At 72.3% G+C, this 26,837-nt stretch carries 27 protein-coding genes; 12 read left to right on the top strand and 15 right to left on the bottom strand.

The genetic code is table 11. From position 1 onward, the window contains the following. Positions 1-231 precede the first annotated feature (231 nt). The 4 genes from O7635_RS33350 to O7635_RS33335 are packed head-to-tail and all read right to left on the bottom strand — an operon-like array spanning position 232 to position 4,978. A complete protein-coding gene (locus O7635_RS33350) occupies positions 232-2,118 on the bottom strand; it encodes a DUF2207 domain-containing protein (protein WP_278084470.1) in 1,887 nt (628 codons plus the stop codon). Positions 2,119-2,132: 14 nt separating this feature from the next. After that, positions 2,133-2,711 carry a LemA family protein gene (locus O7635_RS33345; RefSeq protein ID WP_278084469.1) on the bottom strand — a complete coding sequence of 193 codons (579 nt, stop codon included), beginning with the start codon at positions 2,709-2,711 and terminating at the stop codon, positions 2,133-2,135. 60 nt (positions 2,712-2,771) lie between these two features. Continuing rightward, positions 2,772-3,245 carry a hypothetical protein gene (locus O7635_RS33340; protein ID WP_278084468.1) on the bottom strand — a complete coding sequence of 158 codons (474 nt, stop codon included), beginning with the start codon at positions 3,243-3,245 and terminating at the stop codon, positions 2,772-2,774. 11 nt (positions 3,246-3,256) lie between these two features. Then, positions 3,257-4,978, bottom strand: a complete 1,722-nt coding sequence (locus tag O7635_RS33335) for a RyR domain-containing protein (protein WP_278084467.1) — start codon at positions 4,976-4,978, stop codon at positions 3,257-3,259. 119 nt (positions 4,979-5,097) lie between these two features. On the opposite strand from O7635_RS33335, the gene O7635_RS33330 reads away from it, so the two are divergent. Beyond that, positions 5,098-5,451, top strand: a complete 354-nt coding sequence (locus O7635_RS33330; RefSeq protein WP_278084466.1) for a hypothetical protein — start codon at positions 5,098-5,100, stop codon at positions 5,449-5,451. Between the two features lie 37 nt (positions 5,452-5,488). Here O7635_RS33330 and O7635_RS33325 read toward each other — a convergent pair whose 3' ends face one another. The 3 genes from O7635_RS33325 to asnB form a co-directional block, all read right to left on the bottom strand. Beyond that, positions 5,489-5,863: a type II toxin-antitoxin system VapC family toxin gene (locus tag O7635_RS33325; protein WP_278084465.1), complete on the bottom strand. Its 375-nt coding sequence runs from the start codon at positions 5,861-5,863 to the stop codon at positions 5,489-5,491. Further along, positions 5,860-6,117, bottom strand: coding sequence for a type II toxin-antitoxin system prevent-host-death family antitoxin (locus tag O7635_RS33320; protein ID WP_278084464.1), 258 nt, complete (start codon positions 6,115-6,117; stop codon positions 5,860-5,862). Before O7635_RS33320 ends, O7635_RS33325 begins: the two co-directional genes overlap by 4 nt. A gap of 131 nt (positions 6,118-6,248) precedes the next feature. Beyond that, positions 6,249-8,192 carry an asparagine synthase (glutamine-hydrolyzing) gene (gene asnB / locus O7635_RS33315; protein WP_278084463.1) on the bottom strand — a complete coding sequence of 648 codons (1,944 nt, stop codon included), beginning with the start codon at positions 8,190-8,192 and terminating at the stop codon, positions 6,249-6,251. Between the two features lie 139 nt (positions 8,193-8,331). On the opposite strand from asnB, the gene O7635_RS33310 reads away from it, so the two are divergent. Both O7635_RS33310 and O7635_RS33305 read left to right on the top strand, forming a co-directional pair. Beyond that, positions 8,332-9,813: an aminopeptidase P family protein gene (locus tag O7635_RS33310; RefSeq protein ID WP_278085636.1), complete on the top strand. Its 1,482-nt coding sequence runs from the start codon at positions 8,332-8,334 to the stop codon at positions 9,811-9,813. Positions 9,814-10,075: 262 nt separating this feature from the next. Continuing rightward, the gene (locus tag O7635_RS33305) at positions 10,076-10,768 is read left to right on the top strand and encodes a hypothetical protein (protein WP_278084462.1); all 693 of its coding nucleotides are present in this window, start codon (positions 10,076-10,078) and stop codon (positions 10,766-10,768) included. Here the strand turns inward: O7635_RS33305 and O7635_RS33300 are convergent. The 4 genes from O7635_RS33300 to O7635_RS33285 are packed head-to-tail and all read right to left on the bottom strand — an operon-like array spanning position 10,765 to position 14,143. Continuing rightward, positions 10,765-11,544 carry an HAD-IIA family hydrolase gene (locus O7635_RS33300; RefSeq protein WP_278084461.1) on the bottom strand — a complete coding sequence of 260 codons (780 nt, stop codon included), beginning with the start codon at positions 11,542-11,544 and terminating at the stop codon, positions 10,765-10,767. The two genes, O7635_RS33305 and O7635_RS33300, sit on opposite strands and share 4 nt — an antisense overlap. After that, positions 11,541-12,587, bottom strand: coding sequence for a ferrochelatase (locus O7635_RS33295; RefSeq protein ID WP_278084460.1), 1,047 nt, complete (start codon positions 12,585-12,587; stop codon positions 11,541-11,543). Before O7635_RS33295 ends, O7635_RS33300 begins: the two co-directional genes overlap by 4 nt. A gap of 22 nt (positions 12,588-12,609) precedes the next feature. Then, positions 12,610-13,392 carry an enoyl-ACP reductase FabI gene (gene fabI / locus O7635_RS33290; protein ID WP_278084459.1) on the bottom strand — a complete coding sequence of 261 codons (783 nt, stop codon included), beginning with the start codon at positions 13,390-13,392 and terminating at the stop codon, positions 12,610-12,612. Between the two features lie 46 nt (positions 13,393-13,438). Continuing rightward, entirely contained in the window at positions 13,439-14,143 is a 705-nt protein-coding gene (locus O7635_RS33285; protein ID WP_278084458.1) for a beta-ketoacyl-ACP reductase, read from the bottom strand. A gap of 171 nt (positions 14,144-14,314) precedes the next feature. On the opposite strand from O7635_RS33285, the gene O7635_RS33280 reads away from it, so the two are divergent. The 4 genes from O7635_RS33280 to O7635_RS33265 all read left to right on the top strand — a co-directional run bounded on the left by O7635_RS33280 (position 14,315) and on the right by O7635_RS33265 (position 18,493). After that, the gene (locus tag O7635_RS33280) at positions 14,315-15,592 is read left to right on the top strand and encodes a histidine kinase (RefSeq protein WP_278084457.1); all 1,278 of its coding nucleotides are present in this window, start codon (positions 14,315-14,317) and stop codon (positions 15,590-15,592) included. Next, positions 15,589-16,254 carry a response regulator transcription factor gene (locus O7635_RS33275; RefSeq protein ID WP_278084456.1) on the top strand — a complete coding sequence of 222 codons (666 nt, stop codon included), beginning with the start codon at positions 15,589-15,591 and terminating at the stop codon, positions 16,252-16,254. The genes O7635_RS33280 and O7635_RS33275 overlap by 4 nt, the downstream gene beginning before the upstream one ends. A gap of 83 nt (positions 16,255-16,337) precedes the next feature. After that, positions 16,338-17,213, top strand: coding sequence for an alpha/beta hydrolase (locus O7635_RS33270; protein WP_278084455.1), 876 nt, complete (start codon positions 16,338-16,340; stop codon positions 17,211-17,213). Beyond that, positions 17,210-18,493, top strand: a complete 1,284-nt coding sequence (locus O7635_RS33265) for an acyltransferase family protein (RefSeq protein ID WP_278084454.1) — start codon at positions 17,210-17,212, stop codon at positions 18,491-18,493. The genes O7635_RS33270 and O7635_RS33265 overlap by 4 nt, the downstream gene beginning before the upstream one ends. Positions 18,494-18,738: 245 nt before the next feature. Here O7635_RS33265 and O7635_RS33260 read toward each other — a convergent pair whose 3' ends face one another. The 3 genes from O7635_RS33260 to O7635_RS33250 form a co-directional block, all read right to left on the bottom strand. Next, positions 18,739-19,689, bottom strand: a complete 951-nt coding sequence (locus O7635_RS33260) for a VWA domain-containing protein (RefSeq protein WP_278084453.1) — start codon at positions 19,687-19,689, stop codon at positions 18,739-18,741. Then, entirely contained in the window at positions 19,686-20,627 is a 942-nt protein-coding gene (locus O7635_RS33255; RefSeq protein WP_278085635.1) for a DUF58 domain-containing protein, read from the bottom strand. The genes O7635_RS33260 and O7635_RS33255 overlap by 4 nt, the downstream gene beginning before the upstream one ends. 80 nt (positions 20,628-20,707) lie before the next feature. Continuing rightward, a complete protein-coding gene (locus O7635_RS33250) occupies positions 20,708-21,805 on the bottom strand; it encodes a MoxR family ATPase (protein WP_278085634.1) in 1,098 nt (365 codons plus the stop codon). 339 nt (positions 21,806-22,144) lie between these two features. On the opposite strand from O7635_RS33250, the gene O7635_RS33245 reads away from it, so the two are divergent. The 5 genes from O7635_RS33245 (at position 22,145) to O7635_RS33225 (ending at position 25,709) form a co-directional block, all read left to right on the top strand. Then, positions 22,145-22,345, top strand: a complete 201-nt coding sequence (locus O7635_RS33245; protein WP_278084452.1) for an acetone carboxylase — start codon at positions 22,145-22,147, stop codon at positions 22,343-22,345. Between the two features lie 18 nt (positions 22,346-22,363). Beyond that, positions 22,364-22,876 carry a PH domain-containing protein gene (locus tag O7635_RS33240; protein ID WP_278084451.1) on the top strand — a complete coding sequence of 171 codons (513 nt, stop codon included), beginning with the start codon at positions 22,364-22,366 and terminating at the stop codon, positions 22,874-22,876. A 4-nt stretch (positions 22,877-22,880) separates the two neighbouring features. Next, positions 22,881-24,284: a PH domain-containing protein gene (locus tag O7635_RS33235; protein WP_278084450.1), complete on the top strand. Its 1,404-nt coding sequence runs from the start codon at positions 22,881-22,883 to the stop codon at positions 24,282-24,284. A 124-nt stretch (positions 24,285-24,408) separates the two neighbouring features. Continuing rightward, a complete protein-coding gene (locus tag O7635_RS33230) occupies positions 24,409-24,825 on the top strand; it encodes a hotdog domain-containing protein (protein WP_278084449.1) in 417 nt (138 codons plus the stop codon). Then, a complete protein-coding gene (locus tag O7635_RS33225; RefSeq protein WP_278084448.1) occupies positions 24,822-25,709 on the top strand; it encodes an MBL fold metallo-hydrolase in 888 nt (295 codons plus the stop codon). The genes O7635_RS33230 and O7635_RS33225 overlap by 4 nt, the downstream gene beginning before the upstream one ends. Positions 25,710-25,762: 53 nt before the next feature. Here O7635_RS33225 and O7635_RS33220 read toward each other — a convergent pair whose 3' ends face one another. Further along, positions 25,763-26,830, bottom strand: a complete 1,068-nt coding sequence (locus O7635_RS33220) for a lytic polysaccharide monooxygenase (protein WP_278085633.1) — start codon at positions 26,828-26,830, stop codon at positions 25,763-25,765. Positions 26,831-26,837: the final 7 nt, after the last annotated feature.

Below are 26,837 nucleotides of genomic sequence, written 5' to 3'. Positions count from 1 at the left end.
TGCTGCGGCGGGTGCCATTACTCCGCGTCGCCGCGGCCGCGGCCGCAGGAAGCGATCGGCGGCGGTCGTTGTGATCGGCGGCGGGCGGGGTGGGGTGCGCTCCGTGGTGGGGCGGCGGTCTGGGATTGAGCGGTCTGGGATAGGGAGCGCGGTTCGGGGGCAGTCGACACAGGACGGGCCGAACGCGATGAGGTCAGTCGCCGGAGGTGCCCGGCGACTTCGTCGCTCGGCCTACAGGCGGGTGGCGATCTGGCCCAGGAGCCAGGGGAGGTGGGGTGCCGCGGCGCGGCCGCCTCGGTGGAGGACCAGCATGACGACCGCGTCGTCCTTGCGGATCGCGCCGCCGTTTTCGCTCAGGTAAGCCTCGTCGCCGATTCCCGGCACCGGGGTGCCGCGTTTGGCGGCCGCCCACCACAGGTTGGCCATGGCGCCACGTTGCATCTGGATCATGACGACCGGCTTGCCGTCCATCGTTTCGTACAGGCCGTTGATCGGGCCTATCTCCCTGACCTTGACCGCCGCGCCGACCGCGCGCCCGACGTCCTCCGGCGCCAGCACCGCGGTCGCGGACTGGTTGCGGATCGCTACCGGGAGCGTCTTCTTCCGCTCGCCCATCGCCTCCATGACGAGGTTGTCGGTGTTGTCGGTCGTGTCGAAGCCGCGGTGCAGGTCGCGGCCGCCGCCTTCGCGCAGGACCGTCAGGTCGACCACGCGCCGGCTCCAGCGGCGGGCCCGCAGGCGCACCACGTCGCCCGGCGAGGACCGCCTGGCCCAGTCGGACGGCAGACCCCAGGCGACCGTGCGGTCGGTGGTGCCGTCGTCGACCGCGATGTAGTGCAGGTAGGGGATCGACGGGCTGTCCTCGCCCTCGGACGCCGAGCGCCACACCTCGATCCACAGCACCTCACCGACGATCTCCACAGGGGTGTGGTGGTCGACGATCGTCCGGACGAGTCGGTAGAGACCCCACGCGATCAGCGCGACCGCCAGCAGCCCGGCGACCAGGCGCGTCGGCGAGGTGACGGGGGAGATGTCGTCACCTGCGAAGCCGCTGTCGAACGAGCCGATCCGCGCCGGCATGACGTCGGGCAGCGTGCGGCTGACGAAGGCCAGCGCGAAGCCAAGACCGAGCCGGATGAGACCGCCCTTGACCAGGCTTCCGGTCTCCTGTCCGTAGCGGATCAGCACGCGCGGATACCGGACGCGGACCCGGCGCCAGTGGCCGCCGTACGACGACCAGACGAGGTACCTCGAGCCCATTCCCAGGTCGAGCGCGGCGGTGGCGGCGTGGGCCACGTGCACGGCCGCCCCGTAGCCGAGGTAGCGGTCCCAGACCATCACCGCGGCCGGTGGCAGGTCGCCGAACGCGTCGTGGCCGTCGAGCCAGTCGCGTACGCCGAGCCAGCGGGCGGCGGCCGCCCGGCCCTCGGGGGTGGAACGCTCGCCGTAGTAGCGCCCCGCGACGAGGCCGAACGTCGTCATGAGGAAGATGACCGCGATGACCATGGCCGCGTACCCGCCGCCCTTGTCCTCCGGCGCGGCGTTGCGCTCGATCTGGCGGGCCAGGGCGAACGCGATCGTCAGCGCCGGCGCGAGGGCCGCGACCGTCAGCATCGTCACCTGGGCCTTGCTCACCCGCCGCCGCGACAGGCCCAGGCGCCGGGCGTGTGCGACCACCTCGGCGCGGAACCGCCGTTGCCAGCCGCGCGCCTGGCCCGCGTCGCGGAAGGTCAGCGCGGTCAGCGGGACCACGCCGCCGACCGCCGCGGCCCGGATCCGGGAGAGCATCCGCTGCTCGAACGGCAGCAGCGACGCGTCCGGCGGCGGCTGCGCCGGCAGGTGGATCGTGCTGTGCACCGGGTCGTTGCCGGGCTGCCGGATCTCGTAGAAGCGGCGGCCGGCCAGGTCCAGCAGCGTCGCCTCGGCCGCGTCCTCGTCGACGCGGGTCCAGCGGTTGGCGAGCAGGTTGACCACCGCGGGCGGCTCCGGGCCGAGGTCCATGGTGGCCGGCGCCGCGGCCGGCAGCATCGACCGGGTGACCAGCAGGACCAGGCCGTAGAGCCCGGCCCAGGCCGCCGTCGCCAGCGCGGCGACGACGATCGAGATGGTGAGCGACATCGACGTCAGTGAGGTCAGAACCGGACCTGGACCGCGGCCTGCTCGGCGCCCGACGCCTGGAAGTAGCCCGGCGGCTTGATCCCGCTGGCCGCGGCCACGAACAGGCTGGGGAACGAGTGCGCCGTGTTGTCCAGCGTCTGCACGGCCGTGTTGTAGAACTGCCGGGCGTACGCGATCTTGTCCTCGGTGTTGGCGAGCTCGTTCTGCAGGGCGAGGAAGTTCTGGTTGGCCTTCAAATCCGGGTACGCCTCGGCGAGCGCGAACAGCCGGCCCAGCGTCTGGGTCAGCATGTTCTCGGCGGCGGCCCGCTTGTCGACCGACGGGTCGAAGCCGGCGGCCATGGCACCGGCCCGGGCGGCGACCACGGCGTCGAGCGTGGCGCGCTCGTGGCCCGCGTACCCCTTGACGGTTTCGACCAGGTTGGGAACGAGGTCGTGGCGGCGCTTGAGCTGCACGTCGATCTGGGCCCACGACGCCCTGACCTGGTTGCGCTGGCGGACGAGCACGTTGTAGGTGCGGATCGTCCAGAACAGCACCAGCACTACGACGACGGCGAGCACGATGCTCGCGATGACCACTGGACTGAGGTTCATGGCGCATGGTGAACCGGGATCGATGAACGTAGGGCAAACGTGTCGCCGACCGGACAGATATCAGGCCCGTTGTGCGCCGGCTGGCCAGATCACCGTCACCGGCAGACTCCGGGCCCGGGCCGCCCGCACCACGTTGGCGGTGCTGCTGACCACGTCGGACGGTGCGCCGTCCCAGACCGCGACCAGGGCGTCGACGCGCCGGAGCAGCTCCTCGCTGGCGGCGAAGTACGCTTCGGGACCGGACTCGGCGTACGGCAGGTAGTCGACCTTCGTCGCCTTGCCGAGCAGGTCGTCGAAGGCCTTGCGGTCGGCGACCACGGAGCGGTAGTCGGCCGCCGGCAGCACCACCTCGAACGTGCCGCCGAGCGCCGCGACCGCGCGGGCGAACAGCTGGTCGGCGCCGTCGGCGAGACAGGTGACGCCCTGGAGGGGACCGTCGCGGCGGGCGGTCAGGGTCGCGGTCAGCTCGGCGTAGACCAGCTCGGCAGTGCCCTCGGCGAGTCGCACGTGCCCCGTGACACCGATCCGCGGCATGCCAGACGCTCCTATGTGCGCAGCCGGACGATTCGGAAGCCGGCATCCGCGAGAATAGCCGGCAACTGCCGGATTTCATCGAGATTGCGGGTACGCATCTCGTCGCGTAACGCCGCCCAACCCGCCATCGCGGGGTGCAGCTTGTGCTCGTCGTCGCGGTCGGCCGCGTAGCGCCAGCCCTGCGCCGCCCGGTCCTTCCGCCAGCGGTCGTGCTCCAGCACCGCCAGCCGCGCGACCTCGTCATCGGTGAGCTGGTGCTCGCGTCCGGGGCCGACCCGCGGCGACAGCGTGCACCCGATCGCCCGCAACTTGCGGCCGATGTCCTCCGCCTGCGCCCGGTTGGTCAGCCGCAGCCGGTCGGGCAGCTCGTCCCAGGGCACGAGGGCCGGGCCGCTCTCCCCGCGACCGGTCATGTCCAGCACGTAGCGCTCGTGGATCACCCGGGCCAGCCGCTCCACCAGGTCGTCGCCGATCAGGACCGGATCGCAGGCCGCGTGTACGACGCCGAACAGCCGCAGCGTGCCGGACAGCTCGTCGAGCACCCGGTCGCCGCCGTCGAACGCCTCGCGGAGGCTGGCCAGCCGGTCGAGCCGGACCACGACCGACCCCGGCTCGCCCGGCCACACCTGTTCCGCGGTCAGTGCGGCCTTGAGCGCCTGCTGCTCGTCGTCGTAGCAGATGAACACCCGGTCGGGGACCGGACCGTCGGACGGCGTGGCCAGCAGCCGGTCGAGGCCGTAGTCGTGCGGCGTGATTTTGCAGACCCGGGTCAGGAACGGGTAGCGGTCGGTCAGGTGGGTCACGGCCGTGCCGGCGTCGGGGTCGACGATCTCCACCGGCAGCGGCGGCGCGCCCGGGTCGCGGATCCGCCAGTGGCGGGCGAGCTCCACCAGCACGGCCCGGCCGAACGCCGTCGCGCCGAGGATGGCGATGGTCGGCGGGCGGGCGCCGGGCAGCGCGAGCGGCTCGCGCGAGACGAGGTGGCGGGCGGCGAGGTCCTCGATGTTGAAGAAGTCGAGCCGGGTGCCCTGCCGGTTCGGGGCGCTGAGCAGGCGGGCCTGCAGCGCGGCGCAGACCTCGGGGTCGGCGACCTGCGCGTACACCGCGAGGGTCGGTCCGTTGCGCCGTGGTCGGGCGGCGGCCAGCGCGATCGCGGTGTTGGCGGCGCTGTCGTCGGTGCAGGCGTAGACGGCGCGGGCCCGGCCGACGCTGGCGGCGCGCAGGATGTCAGGGTCGCGGGCGGCGCCGGCGACCCGCGGCGACGGCCCGGTCTCGGCGACCCGGCTGGGCACGGTCACCACCTGGTCGCCGGCCAGCCGCAACCGCCGGGCGAGCGTGGTGGCCACCAGCGTGTCGCCGACGACGATCACGTGTCCGCGGGCGGTGCGGGCCCGCAGCTTCTTGATCTCGGTGGCGAAGAGCAGGCGGCTGGCTTCGATCAGCGCGTACGCGGTGACGGTGGGCGCGGCGAACCGGGCGAAGTCGAGGATCGGTGGGAACGGGCCGCCGGCGTCGAGCGGGGGAGAGCCGAGCACGAACAGCTGCAGCGCGTAGTAGAGGACGTCCAGCGGGTGGTCGCTGTAGCCGAGGTCGGGGTTCTGGCCGAGATACTGCTCCAGGCCGATCAGCCCGCACCCGAACGAGATGACCGCGAGGATGGTGAACGTCAGCCAGAACACGGGCGCGACGGGCGGCCGGCGCTGCTCGGTCAACCCACCGCTGCGACCCCCCATCGGTTCATGCTAGCCGCGGCATCGGCGTCCTTCATCGTCCACTTCGGTGGGACGGTGCGTTGTGCCCGGATGGCGGATTGTGATCAGTCCCGGCCATCGTCGGCAGCGCGACGGTCTCGGTGCTGGCCCCGAAGCTCGGCGCCCACCCCGACCCGTTCCTGGGCCTGACCTGCGGCCTGGCCACGGAGTTCCGGCTCGACGAGAAGGCCTACGACGTCGTCAATGCCCTCAACCAGGAAGCGGTCTTCGGCAACTACCACGTAGCGGCCGGCGACCGCGGCCGCGCGTCGGTGCTGGCCAAACTGCTGATCCCGCTGGAACCCATCGACTGGATCAACCCGACCGCCACCCAACGGGCCGCCCGAATGATCAACACCGTCCTGAGCGCCGAACGCGCCTCCCCGTCCGTCGTCTCCTGCCTGGGCGCCCGCCACTACACCCCCATGGACGCGAACATGATCTGGATGAGCTGACCGGACGCCTATCGGCGACCGCACGGGCCGGTCGGGATCAGACGCGAAGCGTCGCGATGTCGTAACGGAGAATCGCCGGATCGCGTGTGACCAGCGTCAGTCCTTCGACAGACGCCTGCGCGACCAGCATCCGGTCGAACGGATCGCGGTGGTGTGCCGGCAGACGACCAGCCAGCAACGCGTGCGAGTTGGCGATCGGAAGATCGCGAAATCCCATATCGCAGGCGTGTTCAGCCAGGTCGACAGGGCCTTTGAGTTTGCCGAGGCTCTGTTTGATGGCGATCTCCCAGACACTGACCGAACTCAGATAGATGTCGGGATCGTGACGGAGTCGATCGAGCATCTCCTCACCCAGCTCAGGATCCGCGGCGAGGCTCCACAGCACGACATGGGTGTCCAGGAGAAGGCTCACGCCGACAACCCGAAGTCCGCTGCGATCTCGGCGTTGGTCTCCGGCGAGTCCCAGTCGTCGGCCAGCTCGATCTGGCCTGCCAAGGACCCCACCGCCCGGCGATCGACCGAGCGGCGCAACGGGATGATCTTCGCCACCGGGGTTCCGGCCCGGTCGATGATGATCTCCTCGCCGCGTTGTACCCGCTCGATGATCCTCGACAGGTGGGTCTTGGCGTCGTGCATGTTGAAATGCTCGACGGCGTCGGCCGACATGTGACACCTCCTTAGCTAAGAGGTTAGCTCACCGCCGGCTCAGAACGCGATATCCGCACGGGCAGGCGCCAGGTGAACGACGACGGGCGCCCCAACCCTGATCGGATGGAGCGCCCGCGGAGGCACGAAGCTCAGGCCACCATGGAGCCCACCACGGGCTTGGTCAGCAGCGCGGACTGGTTGCGGGTGATGCCTGGGTCGAGCGTGCGGGCGACGAAGATCGCGTGCCAGATGCAGAAGATCAGGACGGTCCAGACCTTGCGGGAGTTGTCGACCTCGCCCTTCTTGTGTTCGTCGAGCAGGCGCAGCGCGTAGTTCAGGTCGATCAGCTCACCGGCGCCCGAGTTGGCGATGATCCAGCGGGCCCACTCGTACATCTCGCCGGCCAGCCAGACGCGGGTCGGGGTCGGGAAGCCCAGCTTCTTGCGGTTGACGATCGCCGGCGGGACGACGCCCTGGAGGGCCTGGCGCATCGCCCACTTCGTGGCGTCCGAGCGGGGCGGGAGCCTCAGCTCCACCGGGATCCGGGACGCCACCTCGAACACCTCGCGGTCCAGGAACGGCACGCGGACCTCGAGCGAGTGGGCCATCGAGATGCGGTCGGCCTTGACCAGGATGTCGCCGCGCAGCCACGTGTAGAGGTCGATGTACTGCATCTTCGTGACGTCGTCGAGGTCGGGGACCTCCGCGTAGAACGGCGCCGTGACGTCGGTGTAGCGCACCGACGGGTCGTACCGGCGCAGCAGCGTCTGCTTCTCCTCCTCGGTGAACATCCGCGCGTTGCCGTAGTAGCGCTCCTCCAGCGGCGTCGTGCCCCGCTCGAGGAAGCTCTTGCCCTTGACGCCCTGCGGAATGACCTTGGACATCGCCCGCAGGCCCTTCTGCATCGGGTCGGGCAGGCCGTTGACCGCGGACAGTGACAGCGGCTCGCGATAGATCGTGTAGCCGCCGAAGAACTCGTCGGCGCCCTCGCCGGAGAGCACCACGGTGACGTGCTCGGCCGCCTTCTTGGCGACGAAATAGAGGGGTACGAGCGCCGGGTCGGCCACCGGGTCGTCGAGGTGCCAGACGATCCGGGGCAGCGCCTCCATCATGTCCTGCGGCCCGATCTTCGTCGGGATCGTGGTGACCTCGAGGTGCCGCGCCGACTCCTGGGCGACCTCGATCTCGGAGTAGCCCGGTACGTCGTACCCGACGGTGAAGGTCAGGATGTTGGGGTTGAACTGCCGCGACAGCGCGACCACCGCGGTGCTGTCGATGCCGCTGGAGAGGAACGCGCCGACCGGCACGTCGGAGCGCATGTGCAGGCGTACGCTCTCGCGCAGCGTCTCGCGGATCTCGGTGAACAGCCGCTCCTGGTCGGGGACCGGGGCGGGGTTGAAGACCGGCCGGTACCAGCGGCGGACCTCGACCGGGTAACCCGGCACCCAGTTGAGGCATTCGCCGGAGCCGATCCGGGAGATGCCCTGGTGCAGCGTTCCGGGCTCGGGCACATATTGCAGCGTCAGGTAGTGCGACAGGTTGGCCGTGTCGACCCCGGCGTCACCGGCGTGTGCGGCCGGTGCGAAGGGCAGCAGCGCCTTCTTCTCGGAGGCGAGGTAGACCCCGTCGACCGTCTGCAGGTAGAACATCGGCTTGATGCCGAAGTAGTCGCGGGCGCCGAACGCCCGGCGCTCCTGGCGGTCCCAGATGACGAACGAGAACATGCCGCGCAGGCGGGTGAGCACCTTCTCGCCCCAGAAGTGGTAGCCGGCAACGATCACCTCGCCGTCGCCCTGGGTCGAGAACGTGGCGCCGTAGTCGCGGGCCAGCTCCTCGCGCAGCTCGATGTAGTTGTAGATCTCGCCGTTGAAGGTCAGCAGGTAGCGTCCGCCCGCGTAGGGCAGCGGCTCGTGGCTGAACGCCACGTCGATGATCGAGAGCCGCTTGTGGGCGAACACCGCGTCGTTGCCGATCACCTCCACCCCGGTCTCGTCGGGACCACGGTGGTGGAGGCTCTCCAACGCTCCGGCGATCGCGTCGCGATGGGCGCCGGCCGCGCCGTGCGCGCTGAAGAAGGCCAGGATTCCGCACATGGCGGCCATCTTTTCACGGGACGCCCAGTCGCCGGCCGCCTCCCATCGGAATCGGCTGGCGTGGCGGGGTAGCTTGTCCACGGGAGCGCGATCAATGGGGAGGCGTGGAGCGGTGACGAACGACGAGACCGAGCCGGTCATGAGCGAGAGCACGGCGAAGGTGGAGGCCCACGACCCGGCGTTCCCGCCCAAGTTCCTCGAGTTCATGCGCACCGGCTGGGCCGAGGACTCGCTGGCGGTCCAGGAGTCGTCGGGCGCGCCCCGCTACGCCGAGCGCCGGGCCGCGCTGTCCGCCCAGTTCCCCGGTGAGACGTTGGTCATCCCCACCGGGCGGGAGAAGACCCGGGCCAACGACACGGAGTACCCGTTCCGGGCCGGCAGCGATTTCGCGTACCTGACCGGAGACCTCGACCCCGACAGCGTGCTGGTCATGCACCCGGTCGGCGACGGTCACGACGCGGTGCTCTACACGAAGCCCCGCAACTCCCGCGAGACGGACGACTTCTTCCGCAGCCGCGACGGTGAGCTGTGGGTGGGCCGCCGGGCTACGCTGACGGAGAAGTCCGCCGAGCTGGGCCTCGAGACGACCGTGATCACGGATCTGGAGCGGGTGCTGGGCGACTGCGCGCCCCGTCGCACGCGGGTGCTGCGCGGCTTCGACCCGGAGGTGGACGCGGCGGTCCGGCCTTACACCGAGCGGGACGAAAAAGACCAGAAGGCACGAGACGGGCGTACGCGCGACCAGGAGCTGGCGGCCGCCATCTCCGAGCTGAAGCTGGTCAAGGACCCGTGGGAAATCGAGCAGCTGCAGGACGCGATCGACGCGACGGTCCGCGGTTTCGAGGACGTCGCCCGGGTGCTGCCGGCCGACCGGGGCGTCCGGGAGCGGCTGATCGAGGGCGTGTTCGCGCTGCGGGCCCGCTACGAGGGCAACGAGGTGGGCTACAGCTCGATCGTCGGCGCGGGCCGGCACGCGACGATCCTGCACTGGATCCGCAACGACGGCGTGACGGTGCCGGGCGAGCTGCTGCTGATGGACATGGGCGTCGAGAACCGGGCTCTGTATACGGCGGACGTGACGCGGACGGTGCCGGTCTCGGGGCGGTTCACTCCGCTGCAGCGGGATGTCTACGACATCGTCCACCGGTCGCAGCAGGCGGGCATCGACTTCATCAAGCCGGGCGTGAAGTTCGAGGACATCCACCTGACCTGCATGCGGGTGCTGGCCGAGGGCCTGGCGGATCTCGGTGTGCTGCCGGTCTCGGTCGACGAGGCGATGGACCCGACCTCGACCATCTACCGCCGCTGGACGCTGCACAGCTTCGGCCACATGCTGGGCATCGACGTCCACGACTGCTCGAACGCCCGCAAGGAGAAGTACCGAGACGGCGTGGTGGCGGAGAACTACGTCCTCACGGTCGAGCCGGGCCTCTACTTCCAGGCGGAGGACGAGCTCGTTCCCGAGGAGCTCCGCGGCATCGGCGTCCGCATCGAGGACGACGTCCTGGTCACGGCCACGGGCACCCGCGTGATGTCCGACGGCCTGCCGCGCACGTCGGCGGCGGTAGAGGAGTGGCTGGACAGCCAGCGCGCCGCCGGCCCGCGCCTGCCGGGCGCCTGATCCTGGTCGGGCGGGAAGGGGCGACCCGCGTCCCGCCGGACCAGACGCACCCGCGGCCTCCTGGCTACCGCGGCTCTGCGATAAGGCTGTCGAGCTTGCTCAACGTCCAGATCGACGTCAGCGTGCTGACGACCGGTCCGGCCAACGGTCCGGCGAGTCCGTTCCGGGCTGCGATCGTGTCGGCCAGCGCTCCGGCTGCGGTTCCGGCGGCGGTTGCCGCGTCCGGCGCCTGGGCATCGCGACGGCCGGCACCGCGGTGCTGATGGTGCTGCTCCTGCTCACCCCGTGGCTGGCCTTCGACCAGTTGACGCGCACGGCCGTCGCGGCCGGCGTCGGCCTGCCCGCGCTGCTGTTCTGGTCCATCACGCCGGTGCTGCCGTTGGCGCTGGCCCTCTTCGCGTTCGCGCTCGGCGTCGTCCTTCGGCTTTCGGCCAGGCTGGTCTGGGCGGGGGTCGGCGGGGCCGTCGCCCTCGCGCTGGTCGCGTTTCCGTTCACCCACGTCGCCTTCTGCGCCGGCGCGGCAGCGGTCGTCGCCACGTTCGTCCACGCCCGCCGCAGGCGCAGCCGGTCGGTCGCGACCGGTGCGCTGGCGTTGGCGCTGACGTCGGTCGTGGTGGCCGCCGCGACCGCTACCTGGAGCGGTCCGGTTGGCGAGGGCTATTCGCGGATGGCCGGCGGGCAGCTGATCAACCACCTCGACCGGGTCAACGTCACGCGTGCGAACGGTGAGGTGATCAGCGTCAGTCTCGTGAACGAGGACACGAACGAGGTCGTCCGGCACTACCCGCCAGAGGTTTTCGACCTCGACCAGGAGGGGCCGATCGTGGGAGCGGAACGCTGTCGTTTCCGCGTGCACCCGCTCCAGCTCAGCCTGCGTGACCTCGTCGTCTCCCGGCTGATGCCGTCCCCGATGCCGGCCTGCGCCGCCTCACACTGGCACGTTCCGGCGGCCTAGAGCTCGTCGATCAGGTCAGCGACCGAGTCGATGATGCGGCTTGGGCGGTAGGGGTAGCGGTCCGCTTCCGCGCGGGTGCTGATGCCCGTCAGGACCAGGATGGTTTCCAGGCCCGCTTCCAGGCCGCAGAGGATGTCGGTGTCCATGCGGTCGCCGATCATCGCTGTGCTTTCCGAATGGCCGTTGATCGTGTTCAGGGCCGACCGCATCATCATCGGGTTGGGCTTGCCGACGAAATAGGGGGTCACGCCCGTCGCCTTCTCGATCATCGCGGCCACCGAGCCCGCCGCCGGCAACGCTCCCTCGGTGGACGGGCCCGTCGGGTCCGGGTTCGTGCAGATGAAGCGGGCGCCGTCGTTGATCAGGCGGACCGCCTTGGTGATGGCCTCGAACGAGTACGTCCGGGTCTCGCCCAGAACCACGTAGTCCGGCGCGAAGTCGGACAGCACATAGCCCACCGCGTGCATCGCCGTCGTGAGACCCGCTTCGCCGATGACGTACGCCGAGCCGCCCGGCCGTTGGTCCGACAGGAACTGGGCCGTGGCCAGCGCCGCCGTCCAGATCGACTCCTCCGGCACGTGCAGGTCCATCCGGGCCAGGCGGGCCTGCAGGTCGCGGGGCGTGTAGATGGAATTGTTGGTCAGCACCAGGAACGGCTTGCCGCTCGCGCGCATCCTGCGGACGAACTCCGGCGCGCCGGGGACCGGTTGGCCCTCGTGGATGAGCACGCCGTCCATGTCGGTCAGCCAGCTCTCGATCGCCTTGCGGTCGGTCATGATGACGGTCTCCTGGCTGGTGGCGTGCAGCAGTCGGCGGGGCAGGTGTCCCAGAGCGGCAGCGTACCCATCCGCAGGCGGTCCGGTTCGGGCCCCGACACGCGCTCCAGCACGAGCTCGCGCACCATCGCCACGAAGCGGGGGTCGGTCCCCGGCGTGGCGGCGCGGACGAAGTCGAGTCCGCGGGACTTGGCCGTCTCGGCGGCCTCGTTGTCGAGGTCCCAGATCACCTCGAGGTGGTCGGAGACGAAACCGATCGGGCTCACCACCACCGAGGTCACCCCGGTGTCGGCCAGCGCCGCGAGGTGGTCGTTGACGTCCGGCTCCAGCCACGGCACCGACGGTGGGCCCGAGCGGCTCTGCCACACCAGGTCCCACGCCAGGTCGGGAGCGGCCGCCGCGGCGACCAGGCCGGCCGTCTCCCGCAGCTGGGCCACGTAGCGGCCCGGCGGCTCGACCGGCGGCGGGCCGGCCGTCGCCGCCATCGACGACGGAATCGAGTGCGCGGTGAACACCAGCCGGGTGGTGTCCCGTCGTGCGGGATCCAACGAGGCGAGCGCCGACCGGACCGCGTCGGCGTGCGGGTTCACGAAACCCGGGTGGTCGGCGAAATGCCGCAGCTTGGCGATCACCGGCGCGTCCGGACCCACCTCCGCGCGGGCCCGGGCGATGTCCTCCTGATATTGCCGGCACGACGAGTAGCCGCCGTAGGCGCTGGTCACGAACGCCAGCGCCCGGCGAACCCCGTCGTCGCGCATGCGGGCGACGGTGTCGGCAAGCATCGGGTCCCAGTTGCGGTTACCCCAGTAGACGGGCAGGTCCAGCTCGTTGGCCGAGAAGTCCGCCTCGATCGCGGCCATCAGCTCGCGGTTCTGCTGGTTGATCGGCGACACGCCGCCGAAGTGGTAGTAGTGCTCGGCGACCTCGGCGAGGCGCTCCGGAGGAACGCCCCGGCCCCGGGTGACGTTCTCCAGGAACGGAATCACGTCTTCCGGGCGTTCCGGGCCGCCGAACGAAACCAGGACCAAAGCGTCGTACGGCATCAGACGATTGTGCCTTGTCGGCTCAGAGCGACGCGGACTCGGCTCCCAGCGCGTGATACCCGCCATCCACGTGGATGATCTCGCCGGTGGTCGCCGGGAACCAGTCGGAGATCAACGCCAGCACGGCCCGCGCCGCCGGCTCCTGGTCCTGGAGGTCCCAGCCGAGCGGCGCCCGCCGGGTCCACGCGTCCTCGAACTGCTCGAAGCCGGGGATCGACTTGGCGGCCATCGTCCGCAGCGGCCCCGCCGACACCAGGTTGCTCCGGATGCCCTGCTTGCCCAAATGCAACGCCAGGTAGCGGGACGCGGACTCGAGGCCCGCCTTGGCGACGCCCATCCAGTCGTAGACCGGCCAGGCCTTGGTCGCGTCGAAGGTCAGCCCGACCACCGACGAGCCGCGCCGCATCAGCGGGAGGGCGGCCATGGCCAGGGACTTGTAGGAGTACGTCGAGACGTGCAGCGCCGTCGCGACGTCTTGCCACGACGTCTCGAGGAAGTTGCCGCCGAGCGCGCCGGCCGGGGCGAAGCCGATCGAGTGCACCAGGCCGTCGACGCCGTCCATGTGCTTCCCGACCTTCTCGGCCAGGTTGTCGAGGTGCTCCTGGTTGGTCACGTCGAGCTCGATCACGGGCGCCTCGGCCGGCAGCCGCTTGGCGATCCGCTCGACCAGCGACATGCGGCCGAAACCCGTCAGGACCACGGTCGCGCCGTTCTCCTGGGCCAGCTTGGCCACCGAGAAGGCGATCGACTGGTCGGTGATGACGCCGGTGACCAGGAGGCGCTTGCCCTCCAGCAGTCCTGCCACGGTGCAGCCTTTCTGTCCGAAAACCGAAGAAGCGAAGGAGAGAGAGTCAGTGGCCCATGCCGAGGCCGCCGTCGACCGGGATCACGGCGCCGGAGATGTAGCCCGCCTGGTCGCTGGCGAGGAACGCCACCGTCGCGGCGATCTCCTCGCTCGTGGCGAACCGGCCGGCCGGGATCGACTCGATGTATTTCTTCTTGAGGTCGTCCGGCAGGCTCTCGGTCATGTCGGTGGTGACGTAGCCGGGCGCGACCACGTTGGCCGTGATGTTTCGGGTGCCGAGCTCGCGGGTGATCGACCGGGCCATGCCGACCAGCCCCGCCTTGCTGGCCGCATAGTTGACCTGGCCCGGGTTGCCGGACAGGCCGACCACCGAGGAAATGAAGATCATCCGGCCCCAGCGGGCGCGCAGCATCCCCTTGGAGGCGCGCTTCGCGAGCCGGAACGCGCCGGTCAGGTTGGTGTCGACCACGCTGGTGAACTGGTCCTCGCTCATCCGCAGCAGCAGCGTGTCGGCGTTCATGCCCGCGTTGGCGACCAGCACCTCGACCGGCCCCAGCTCCTGCTCGACCTGGGTGAAGGCGGCGTCGACGGCGTCGGCGTCGGTGATGTCGCATTTGACGCCGAGGGTTCCTTCAGGCGCCTCGCTGCCGCGGTGGGTCACCGCGACCTTGTCGCCCTGCGCGGCGAAGGCCAGCGCGATGGCCTTGCCGATGCCCCGGTTGCCGCCCGTCACGAGCACCGTGCGCGCCATTTCGTCGTCTCCCCACTGCCCGAGCTGCGTCTCATGCGGGACATTACGGCCTACCCGGGGGTACGGCGAATTCGCCTCGCCCAGGTGTCGATCCTCATACCCGGGTATGACGTCGCGGTTGGCTCTCCAGCGGCACGCCACCCCTCGACCACGCCGCGTAGCCTCCGGATGGTGAACGAGAGCCCTGTCCGCGCCAGCCTGGGTGACCTGCGCCGGGTGCTGATCGGCAAGGACTTCCCGCCGCCGGCCGACCGCCGCCCGCTGCCGCCGCGACTCGGCCGTTGGTGGGACCGTTGGCGCTCGCTGGTGATTCCCCTGGCGCTGCTCGGCGTCATCGGCCTGGGCGCGGCCGCGACGCAGTACCTGATGGGCTCCCGCCACATGCACAGCGGCCCCGCGCTCCTGCTCGGCTACGCGACCACGCTGCCGATCCTGTTCGCGTACCACCGCCCGCTCCTGGCCTGGCGGCTCTCGTTCGTGATGCTGTTCTTCGGCACGATGTACGCCCCGGCGACCGACGGCTGGCCCTGGAACCCGGTGCAGATCATCTTCTTCCTGATCGTGCTGCTCAGCCTCGCGCTGCGGGCCGAGGCCGGCGTGGTCGCCTGGGCCGGCCTGCTGACGTTGGCCCCCGTCTTCATCTACGTCAACGCCGCCAACGCCTGGGGCGTCTCGGTGCTGTTCGTGGTCGTGCTGATCTTCGGTGACCAGATCCGGCGGCAGCGGCAGCGCTCCCGCACCCTCACCGCCCAGCTCGCCGAGCAGGAGGAGCAGTCCGAGCTGGAGAAGGCCCGCCGCGCCGTGCTCGAGGAGCGCACGCGGATCGCCCGCGAGATGCACGACGTGGTCGCGCACCACATGTCGATGATCGCCGTGCAGGCGGAGACCGCGCCGTTCCGGTTGCCGGGGCTCGCCGACCCGGTGCGCGACGAGTTCACCTCCATCGCCGGGTCGGCCCGGTCCGCGATGGCCGACATGCGCCGGCTCCTGGGCGTGCTGCGCAGCGACCAGGCCACGACGCTGATCGCGCCCCAACCCGGGCTCGCCGACGTCGCGGAGCTGGTCGAGACCGCGCGCCGGGCCGGCGTCCCGGTCACCCTGCACGGCGCCACGCCGGCCGTCGACGGCCCGGTCGCCCTGGCCGCGTACCGGATCGTCCAGGAGGCCCTGGCCAACGCGGCCCGGCACGCCCCCGGCGCCTCGGTGCGGGTCGCGGTGACCCAGGAGGGCGAGGCGGTCGTCGTGCGCGTGGAGAACGACGCCCCGGTCAACCCGATCGCGGCCGCCACGCCGGGGGAGGGGCACGGCATCGCCGGCATGCGGGAGCGGGCGACGCTGCTCGGCGGCGCGTTCGAGGCGGGCCCTACGGTGTTCGGTGGGTACGCGGTCGCGGCGACGCTGCCGGCCGCCGCCGCGCTGACGGCCGCACCGGAAGGACAGGATGCGTGATCAAGGTCCTGATCGCCGACGACCAGGCGATGGTCCGTGAGGGCTTCGGGGCGCTGCTGGCCGCGCAGGACGACATGGTCGTCGTCGGCGCCGCGGCCGACGGGTCGCAGGCCGTCGCCGAGACCCGGCGGCTCGACCCCGACGTCGTGCTGATGGACATCCGCATGCCGGTGCTCGACGGGCTGGCCGCGACCCGGCAGCTGCTCGACGGGCGTCCGGCCGGCACGCCTCCCCGGGTGCTCGTGCTGACCACGTTCGACCTCGACGACTACGTCTACGAGGCGCTGCGGGCCGGCGCCAGCGGCTTCCTGCTCAAGGACGCCCCGGCCGCCGACCTGGTCAACGCCGTGCGGGTGGTCGCCGGCGGTGAGGCGCTGCTGGCGCCGTCGGTCACCAAGCGGCTGATCGCCGAGTTCGCCGCCCGTCCGGGGCCGGCGCGGCCGCGCCCGACCGCGCTCAACGCGCTCACCCCGCGCGAGACCGAGGTGCTGCGGCTGATCGCCCGCGGCCGGTCCAACCAGGAGATCGCGGCCGAGCTCGTCGTCGCCGAGCAGACCGTGAAGACGCATGTCGGCCGGATCCTGGCCAAGCTCGCGCTGCGCGACCGGGCCCAGGCGGTCGTGCTGGCCTACGAGACGGGCCTCGTCGCCGCCGGGGAGTAGCCCGGATCAACCTCAGGTAGCACGACCAGAACCACGCTCCGGTACGACGATTCGGCACCGTCCACACCGGCATCGTGCGGCACATGATGCGACGGACACTTCTCCTCGGCGGCGTCGCCGCGACGCTCGGCGCCGGACTGCTGATGCCCGCCTCGACGCCCGCGGCGGCGGCGCCGGCGGCCGGGCCGACGTTCACGGCGGCCTACCCGGCGGCCGCGGCGGCGATGCGGGCGGCCGGCGGGGCGTACGCCGGCTGGGCCCGGTCCGGCCGGACCTTCCTCGCGTTCGACACCCGCGGCGACGGCACCGCGGTCGAGGTGGTCGGCGACCTCGCCACCGCCGACCGGATCGCGGTCGTGGTGCCCGGCGTGGACACCACGCTCGCCACGTTCACCGACGGGCTCGGCGGCGTCGCCCGGCGGGCGCCCGCGACCCAGGCCCGCGAACTCTACGCCGCGGCCGGCGGCGGGTCGGTCGCCGTCATCGCCTGGCTGGGCTACGACCCGCCCGAAGGCGTCGGCTTGGAGGCGGCCCGCGAGGTCCGCGCCCGGGCCGGCGCGCGCAACCTGGCCGCGTTCACCGGCTGGCTGGCCGACCGCCGCCCCGACGCGCACATCACGCTGATCGGGCACAGCTACGGCGCCGTCGTCGTCGGTCTCGCCGCCCCGGAGCTGCCGAGCCAGGTCACCGCGCTCGTCGCGCTCGGCGCGCCGGGCATGGGCGCCGACGACGTGGCGGGGCTGCACACCCGGGCGTCGGTGTACGCCGCCCTCGCGCCCACCGACTGGATCCACCGCATCCCCCAGATGCGGCTGCTCGGCCTGGGCCTGGGCACCCGCCCGGCCAGCGCGGACTTCGGCGCCACCGCGCTGCCGACCGCCGGCGTGGAGGGCCACGACCACTACTTCACCCCGGGTACGGCCAGCCTGGCCGCCGTCGCCGCGGTGGTGACCCGGTGACCGCCCGCCGCGACACCGGCATCGACGCCGTCCGCGCCATAGCCATCGCCGGCGTCGTCGTCGGCCACTGGCTCGTCACCGCTCTGGTGCTCGGCGACGACGGGGTCCTGCACGTGCGCAGCCCGCTCGCCGCGCTGCCGGCGGCCCAGCCGGTGAGCTGGCTCCTGCAGACCCTCGGCCTGTTCTTCCTCGCCGGTGGCTACGCCGCCGCCGTCTCCGCCGCCCGCCCCCGCGCGGTGCCGGCGACGCGGGATCGGCGGCGGGTGCCGCGCCGGCTGCGGGCGCTGGCCGGGCCCGTCGGCGCGCTGCTCGGGCTGCTCGCCCTGACGCTCACCGCGGGCGCGCTGGCCGGTGTTCCCGAGGAGACCTTGCGTACCGTCGGCAAGCTCGTCGTCAGTCCACTGTGGTTCCTGTTGCCGTTCCTCGTGTTGACCGCGCTGGTGCGGCCGATCGCCCGGCTGGTGCGGCGGACCGGCCCGGCGCCGGTGGCCGCCGCGGGGGCCGCGGTCGTGCTCGCCGCCGACCTCGGCTACGGCTTCCTGCCGACGACGCTCGTCGCCGCCTGGGCGGTGCCGTTCGTGCTCGGCGTGGCGCTGGCCCAGGGCCGGATCGCCGGCCGGGCCACCGGCCTCGCGCTGCTGGCCGGGGGAGCGGCGACCGTGGTCGCGCTGATCCTGTTCGCCGACTACCCGGCCAGCGCCGTCGGTGTGCCCGGCGCGGGACGCTCCAACCTGGACCCGCCGTCGCTGGCGGCGGTCGCGCTGGCGGTCGCGCAGGCCGGCGCGGTGGTGCTGCTCCGGCCGCGGCTGCGGCGCCTGGGCGAGCTGACGGCCGTGCGGGCCCTGAACGGCGCGGCGCTGCCCGTCTACCTCTGGCACCAGGCGACCATGATCTCCGTCACGGTCGTCGTCGGGTGGCTCGCCGGAAGGCGGCCGGGACTGCTCGGCACGCCCGACGGCTGGGGCTGGGCCGCCGCCCGGCTCGCCTGGCTGCCGCTGTTCGCGGTCGCCCTGGTGGTGGTCGTCCTCGTCGCGCGGACGGTGCCGCCGCGAGTAGCGCGGCCCGCGGCCCGGCCGGTGCCGCCTGGAGTGGCGCTGCCCGGCGTCGGGCCGCGACCAATTCGGACGGTCGCCGACCGACCTTCCGGCCAATGCCACGGCGCCGGTGGACGGGGGTTAGAATCTGCGATGGTTCCTGTGCCCGGCCGACGTCTGGAGGTGATCGCCGTGCGAGACAGCGATCCTCCGAGTCGCAGCCGGGCCGCCGTCCGGTCCCGCTGACCCAGCCGCGACCGACGACAGCCAGATCCGCCTGCCGGCACCATGCCGCGCCCGCGCCCCCGCCTGACCGAGGGCCGGCCCCGGCCTGACGCCGTCCGGCTGCGACTCTCCTCCGCCGCACTCACCCGAAGTCCCGCTTCGTCGCATCGGAGAGCCGTGATGAACCGTCGTTTCGCAGCCCCACTCGGCTTCACCCTCGCCGCCGTCTGGGTGGTCGTCGTCGTGATGCTGGTCAACAACGCCAACTAGGGCAGCCTGGACGACCAGACCAGGCTCAGGCCCGCCGCGATCAGGCCTAGCAGCAGCGCGAAGCCCGCGTACCAGTGGGTGACCTCGCGCGGCTCGACCCGGTGGCCGATCGAGCTGCCCATGTCCTCGTAGACCCGCTTGAGCTCGGCGGCGCTCGCCGCCTCGTAGAAGAACCCGCTCGTCGTCTCGGCGAGCTGGGCCAGTGCCAACCGGTCGACCGGCACCCGCTGCAGCTGCCCGCCGATGTCGACGGTGCCGTTGTCGGTGCCGAACGCGATCGTCGACACCGGCACGTTGGCCGCCTGCGCCGCGCTGGCCGCCTCCTCCATCGGCCGCCCGGCCGTGCGGAAGCCGTCGGAGAGCAGCACGATCCGCGCCGGCGGCAGCCCGTCGGCGCCGTCGGCGGGCACCGACCGGATCGCGTCGAGCGACGTGAAGACCGCCTCGCCGGTCGCCGTCGCCTCGGCCAGGGTCAGCCCGTCGATGGCCGAGGTGACCGCCGAGCGGTCCTTGGTCGGCGGCACGAGCACGTTGGCCGACTTCGCGAACGAGACCAGCCCCAGGTTGTAGGTCGGCGGCAGCTCCTGCACGAACTGCTTCGCGGCCACCTGGGCGGCCTCCAGCCGGGTCGGCGCCACGTCGCTGGCCTCCATCGACAGCGACACGTCGATCGCCAGGATGATGGTCGCCCGCTCCAGCGGCAGCTCGCGGTCGATCGACGGCCGGGCCATCGCCAGGGCGAGGCCGAGCAGGCAGAGCAGCAGCGCCCCGGCCGACACGTGCTTGCGCCAGCCGAGGCCGCGCGGGGCCAGCGACTTGAGCAGGTCGACGTTGGTGAACCGGATCGCGTAGTCGCGCCGGCGCAGCTGTCGCCACACGTACGCGGCGGCGGCCAGGAGCACCGGCACCAGGGCCAGCAGCCACCACGGTTGCAGGAAACGGATCATCGTGTCGTACCCCGGGTGCGTGCGTGTCGCTGTGCGGCGACGAACCTGACGATGTCGAGGAGCCAGTCGGAGTCGGTACGCAGCCGCAGGTGCTGGGCTCCGGCGGCGCGCAGCTCGTAGGCGATGGCCGAGCGCTGGGCCGCGGCGCCCTCCGCGTACCGGGCGCGCAGTTTCGCGTCACCCGTGTAGACCTCGTGCAGCGCGCCCGTCTCCGGGTCGGCGAGCACCAGCACGCCGACGTCGGGCAGTTCCAGCTCGCGCGGGTCGACGATCTCGATCGCGAGCACGTCGTGCCGGACCGCCAGCTTGCGCAGCGGGCGGCCCCAGTCGGCCGGCGGCGCGAGGAAATCCGAGATCACCACGGCCTGGCCCCGGCGGCGCGGCGGGCGGTTGAGCATGTCGACCAGGGCGCCGAGGTCGGTCCGGCCGGGTTGGATGGGCGTACGCGCGATCGCCCGCAGCAGACCCTGCGCCTCCTTGCGACCGGGCCGGGCGGCCAGCCGCTCGGTGTGCCCGCCACCCGTGCCGACCACCGCGCCGATCCGGTTGCCGCCCCGCACGGTGAGGTGCGTGACCGCCGCGGCGGCCGCCACCGCCAGGTCGCTCTTGAGCATGCGGGCGGTGCCGAACGAGAGGCTGGCCGACAGGTCGATCGCCAGCCAGGTCTCCAGCTCGCGGTCGGCCACCGTCTGCCGGGTGTGCGGCACGGTCGTGCGGGCGGTCACCGGCCAGTCCATCCGGCGCACGTCGTCGCCGGGCCGGTATTCGCGCGACTCGCCGGGCTCGGTGCCCGGCCCTGGCAGCAGGCCGATGTAGTCGCCCTGGAGCAGCCCGTCGAGCTTGCGGGTGATCAACAGCTGGAGCCGGGAGAGCACCTGCTCGGCGCGGGCCGTCGCGACGCCGCCCCCGGCGTGGTGTATGCCGGCCGTGTCCGCCATCCGGTCGGCGCTGGTGCGGCCCGAGCCGGCTGTCGAGGCGGCACGGCGGGGCGGGCCGGCGGGCGGGCCGGCGGGCGCGGTCACGGCAGGCGACCCGGCCAGGCCCCGGCGGGCTGTTGCGGCGGCGGAGGCTGCTGGCCGCCCGGCGCCGCGTGCTGCCGGGGCGCCACCGACGGCATCGGCACGGCGCTCATCAGGCGGGCGACGATGTGGTCGGCCGGCACGTCGTCGGCCAGCGCGTCGTAGCTGAGCACCAACCGGTGCCGCAGGATGTCGGGCGCGATGTCCTGCACGTCCTGCGGCAGCACGTAGTCGCGGCCGCGGAGCAGGGCCAGCGCCCGGGCGGCCCGGACGATGCCGAGCGAGGCGCGCGGGCTGGCGCCGTACTGGATGAGCTGGGCGACGTCGGGGACCCCGGACTCGGCCGGGTTGCGGGTGGCGAGCACCAGCCGCACCGTGTAGTCGACCAGCGCGTTGTGCACGAACACGCCGTCGGCCTTGGCCTGCAGCGAGACGAGGTCGGCCGGGCTGAACACCACGGCGGGCTCCGGCGGCTTGACGCCCATCCGGTAGACGATCTCCCGCTCCTCGGCGTCCGACGGGTAGCCGACCAGGATCTTCATCAGGAACCGGTCGCGCTGGGCCTCGGGCAGCGGGTAGACGCCCTCCTGCTCGATCGGGTTCTGGGTGGCCATCACCAGGAACGGGTTGGGCACCCGGTGCGTCTCGCCGCCGATCGACACCTGCTGCTCGGACATCACCTCGAGCAGGGCCGACTGCACCTTGGCCGGCGCCCGGTTGATCTCGTCGGCCAGCAGGAAGTTGACGAACACCGGGCCGAGCTCCACGTCGAACTTCTCGCTCGACTGGCGGTAGATCCGGGTGCCGACGAGGTCGGCCGGGACCAGGTCGGGCGTGAACTGGACGCGGGCGAACGTGCCGCCGACGACGGTGGCGAGGGTTTCGACCGCGAGGGTCTTGGCGACGCCGGGCACGCCCTCGAGCAGGCAGTGGCCGCGGGCCAGGAGCGCGACGAACATCCGCTCGACCATCCGGTCCTGGCCGACGATGACCCGCTTGACCTCGAACAGCGCCCGCTCGAGCAGCGTCGCGTCCTGCGCCGGCGTGGTCTGGGGCTGTGCACCCTGCAAACCCTCGGGCTGCCCACCGGTCGGCATGACCGGACCGGCGCCGTTGCCGGCGTCGGGTTGCGGGGTGTCGGGTGCGGTCGGCTGGGCCACGCGGTCCTCCACAGTCGCATTACGTCTCGGCGTCGTCCCCATCATGGTGGGCCAAGCTGAGAACGCGATACCAGGCATCCAAGTGCGGCGCTGGCGCGCCGCACCAAGCGTCGCACGCCGGTCGTGCCGACGTGCGGGCAGAGACGGATTCGCCGTTCGGCGACGCTCCGGAAGACACGGGTAGACAAAGAGGGGAACGTCACGTGTACGATTCCTCCACGCCGGGCGGCTTCCCCCGTGGCCGCCCGGCGCTTTTCTCTTCCTAGACTCGGTGTCGTGCATCCCGAGCAGCTCGACCCCGTCTGCTCCGCCAAGGGCTGCCGCCGCGAGGCCGCCTACGAGATCCGGTGGAACAACCCGAAGATCCATCCCCCCGAGCGGCGCAAGGTCTGGCTGGCGTGCGACGAGCACCGGGAGAGTCTCGCGGACTTCCTCGACCGCCGCGGCTTCCTGCGCGAGGTGGCGCCCTTCCGGTGATCCCCTACCCTCATAGGGGTGGATATCGCCGCTGCCGGGCCGACCAGCCCCCTCGAGCCCTGGCCCGACACCGTCGACTGGCAGCCCGTCTCCCGCGACCTCATCTGGGTCGAACTGATCCGCTGGGGCGCGGGCGCCCTCATGCTGCTGCTCCCGCTGGGCATCCTCTGGGGCATCTTCCAGGTCTGGCCACTCGGGCTGGCGTTCGGCGTCGTGCTCGTGCTGATGCTCTGGCGGTTCTGGTCGATCTTCCGGGCGGTGCACGCCTGGGGGTACGCGGAACGCGACCACGACCTCCTCGTGCGCCACGGGCTGGTGGTGCGCCGGCTGTCGATCGTGCCCTATGCGCGGATGCAGTTCGTCGACGTGAGCGCCGGCCCGCTGGAGCGCGCGTTCAACCTCTCCACCGTCCAGCTGCACACCGCGGCCGCGGCCAGCGACGCCCGGGTGCCGGGTCTGCGGCCGGAGGAGGCCTCCCGGCTGCGCGACCGGCTGACCGCGCTCGGCCAGGACCGGGCCGAGGGGCTGTAGGGCCGTGGTCGTCGACGAGCCGCGGCGGCGGCTCCATCCGCTGAGCCCACTGCTGCACGGCGCCAAGGCGCTGGTCGTGATCGTCGTGGCGCTCTCCTGGCAGACGCTGAGCCAGGTCGGCCTCGGCTTCTTCGCGCTGATGGTGCTGGTCGTCGTCATCGGCGCGGTGATCATGTCGGTGATCAGCTGGTACAACACCGGCTACCACGTGGTCGGCCACGAGCTGCGGATCCACGAGGGCCTGCTGTGGCGGCGCACCCGGGCGATCCCGCTGGAGCGCCTGCAGTCGGTCGAGGTGGTGCGGCCGCTGCTGGCCCAGCTGACCGGGCTCGCCGAGCTGCGGCTCGAGGTGGTCGGCGGTGGCAAGACCGAGGCGCCGCTGGCCTACCTGTCGGTGGCCGACGCGGCGGCGTTGCGCGACCGGCTGTTGATCATCGCGGGGCGGGCCGCCGCGCCGGTCGTGGCGGGCGGCGTCGGCGTGTCCGACGTGGGGACCCGACCGCAGATCGCCGGTGCGGGTCCCGCGCTGCACGCGGTGGTCAACCGCGATCTGGTGATCAGCCAACTCCTCACGCCGCAGGCCATGTTCCTGCCGGTCGGCGTGGCGTTCGTGGTGATCCAGTTCGCGTTCGAGCCGTCGTGGTCGTTCATCGGGGTGGCCAGCACCCTGACCGCCGTGGCGGGCGTGCTGCTGCAACCGGTGCGCCGCGTCCTCAGCGACTGGAACCTCCGGCTCTCCGGCGACGGCGCCGCGCTGCGCCTGCGCTACGGGCTGACCGAGACGCGCGCCCAGACCGTGCCGATCGATCGGGTGCAGGGCGTGACCGCGACCTGGCCGCTGCTCTGGCGTGGCCACCGCTGGCTGCGGCTGACCCTCGACATCGCCGGGGTGGCCGCCGAGAACGGCAACGGGAACAACGAGACCGACCGCCTTCTGCCCGTCGGCACGCCCGAGGTGGCCGAGCGGATCGCCGCCGCGGTGCTGCCCGGCGTGGCGCTGCAGGAACTGCGGTTCGTGCCGCCGCCGTCGCGGACCCGGTGGTTCCACCCGCTGGCCAGACCGAAGCTCGGCGTGATGCTGGCCGACCGCGTGGTCGCGACCCAGGAGGGGCTGCTGACCCGGACCGTGCTGATGGTCCCTTATGCCCGGATACAGAGCGTACGGGTGGTCCAGGGGCCGTTGCAGCGGCTGCTCGGGGTGGCCACGGTCTACGCCGACACCGCGCGCGGGCGCTCGGCTGCCCTGCGCGACCGCGACCTGGCCGAGGCCTGGCGCCTCGCTGACGATCTTGCCGCCCGCGGCCGAGCGGCCCGGCTGGCGGCGCCCGACCGCGGGCCGGTCATCGTGCCGGCCCCGGCCGCGCCCGGCCCTGAGGCTGCCCCGCCGCTGCCGCAGCCCAGCTCCTGAGCCGTGCCGCCGACGGCCCCCCGCTGCCGGCCGGCGCGCAAGCCCCTGACGTGGCCATCCACGGTTGTCCACAGGTTGGCGGGGCTCGTAGCCTGAGCGTGGCCGAACGCCTACGCTGTGGGTCATGGAGCAGCAAGCGGACGCGCCCTTCGCGCCCGGCCTGAGCGCGCGGGTGGAGCTGACCGTCACCGACTCCGACACCGCCCAGGCGGTCGGTTCCGGCGACGTGCCGGTGCTCGGCACGCCGCGGGTGCTGGCGCTGGTCGAGGCCGCCACCGTGGCAACGACAGCGACCCGCATGCCGACCGGCATGACCACCGTCGGCACCCGGGTCGAGCTCGACCACAAACTGCCGACGGCGATCGGCCGCACGGTCTACGCGGTGGCCAAGCTGGCCAAAGTGGACGGTCGCAAGCTCCTCTTCGAGGTCACCGTGAGCGACGGCCCCGGCAGCGACTCCGCCGTGGTGGCCGAGGGCCGGGTCGAGCGGATGCTGCTCGACCGGCACCGGTTCGTCGAGCGGGCCGTCGGCGACTCATGACCTCCGCGGCGCCGGCGTTCATCGAGATCGCCGACCGGGTCTACGTGCTGCGCTACCCGGTGCTCGACGTCAACGTGACGCTGGTCGTCGGTGACGAGGCGGCGGTGCTGGTCGACACGCTGTCGACCCCGGCGCAGGCGGCCGAGCTGACGGCGGCGGCCCGGCGGGTGACCGGCGCGCCGTGGGCGATCGTCAACACCCACCATCACTTCGACCACGCGTTCGGCAACGCGACGGTGGCCCGGCAGGACCCGCCGCCGGCCGAGTCGTTCCCGCGGTTCGGCGATCCCGACGCCGAGGTGGCGGCCGAGACGCGGATCTGGGCCCACGAGGAGACCGCGCGCCTGCTCGGCCACGAGGAGTCGGCCCGGCGGGCGGCGTGGGAGGCGGTCCGCGACTCGCACCCGGAGCTGGCCGACGAGGTCGCCCGCGCCGCGCTGCTGCCGCCCAACGAGCCGGTGCTCACCACGGCCGCGCTCGACCTCGGCGGTCGGGTCGTCACCCTCGCCCATTTCGGTCGCGGGCACACCGCCGGCGACCTGGTCGCCCATGTGGCCGACGCCGACGTGGTGGTGGCCGGCGACCTGGTCGAGGAAAGCGGCCCACCGGACTTCGGCGACGCCTACCCACTGGAGTGGCCCGGCACGGTGGCGGCGCTGCTGCGCCTGACCACCCCCGACACGGTCGTGGTGCCCGGCCACGGCGCGCCGGTCGGCCAGGGCTTCGTCACGGGCCAGCACGAGGAGCTCACCGAGCTGGAGTGGCTGATCCGCAACGGCCACGCCGAACGGGCCCGGATCGACGACCTGGCCAAGCGGGCCCCGTTCGGCGCCGCGGCGCACGTCGCGATCAAACGCGCCTACGCGGTCCTCGACGGAGCCTGACGCGACCGGCGGCCGAGGGGCCCCGGCTCGTCGCCGGGACCCCCGTTGCCGTGTTACGAGCCGACGCAGGTGACCGTCGGCAGGGTGTTGGTGCCGTTGTGCGTGCCGAGGAAGCCGAACGTGGTCGTGCCCTCGGGCGCGACCGTGCCGTTGTAGCTCACGTTGCGCACGGTCACGTTCGCACCCGAGACGCTCGACGTCCCGCTCCAGACCTGGGCGAGGGTCTGACCCGACGGCCAGGCCCACGACGCCGTCCAGCCGCCGTACGTCCGGTTGCTGTGGTTCATGATCGTGACCTCGGCCTGGAAGCCGCCGGTCCACGAGCCGATCACCCGGTAGACCGCCATGCACTCACCGCTCGGCGCCGGGGTCGTCGGGTTCGGCGCCGTCGGGGTGGGTGTCGGGCCGGTGGTCGGGTCCGGGCCGGTGGTCGGGCCGGGCCCCGGGTTCTCGCTGCCCGGGCCGACGCCGGTCACCTGGCCGTTGCCGCCGTCGAAGGTCACGTCGGAGCACGCGAAGAAGTTCTCGCTGCTGTCGGAGCGCACCCAGCGGGAGTAGATCAGGTGCCGCCCGCTCTTGCCGGACGGCAGATTCCCGCTGAAGTAGTAGTGCCCCTCGTTGGTGCCCGGCCCACCGCTCTGCGGCGGGTTCGTGACCGTCAGGAACGGTGACGCCTCGAGGTCGTTCCAGGCCAGCGGCCGGGTCGGACTCCAGCTGTCCTTGGTGACGTAGAAATAGAACGTGCCCGGGTGGTGGGCCCAGTTGCTGTACTTGAAGTCGAACCGCCCGCCGGCCGTCAGGTGGGTCAGCGGCCAGTCGTTGCGGGCCTGGTTGTAGGCGGCGAAGGTCGGGTTGCCGCCGCTGCAGAGCTGCCCGTCGGGGATGAAGCCGACGGTGCGGCCCGCCGCGTCCGAGCGCAGCACGCTGAACCAGTTGTAGAGCGGGTTCGTACCGCCCTGCTGGACGGCGGCGGTGCAGGCGGGGTTGTGCGGCTGGATGTCGCCCTGTTGCGACAGCCCGTCCTTCCAGCAGAGGAAGGTGCGGCTGCCCGGTGACATCGGTGTGCCGTGGCCCTGAGCGGGCAGCTGGCTGACCACCGACACGAGGCCGGCGGCGAGCATGGCGGTG

It is taken from the genome of Asanoa sp. WMMD1127 (assembly GCF_029626225.1).
Classification (GTDB): domain Bacteria; phylum Actinomycetota; class Actinomycetes; order Mycobacteriales; family Micromonosporaceae; genus Asanoa.
Note: the sequence above shows the minus strand (reverse complement) of the source record. Positions and strands in the feature narration are given on the sequence as shown.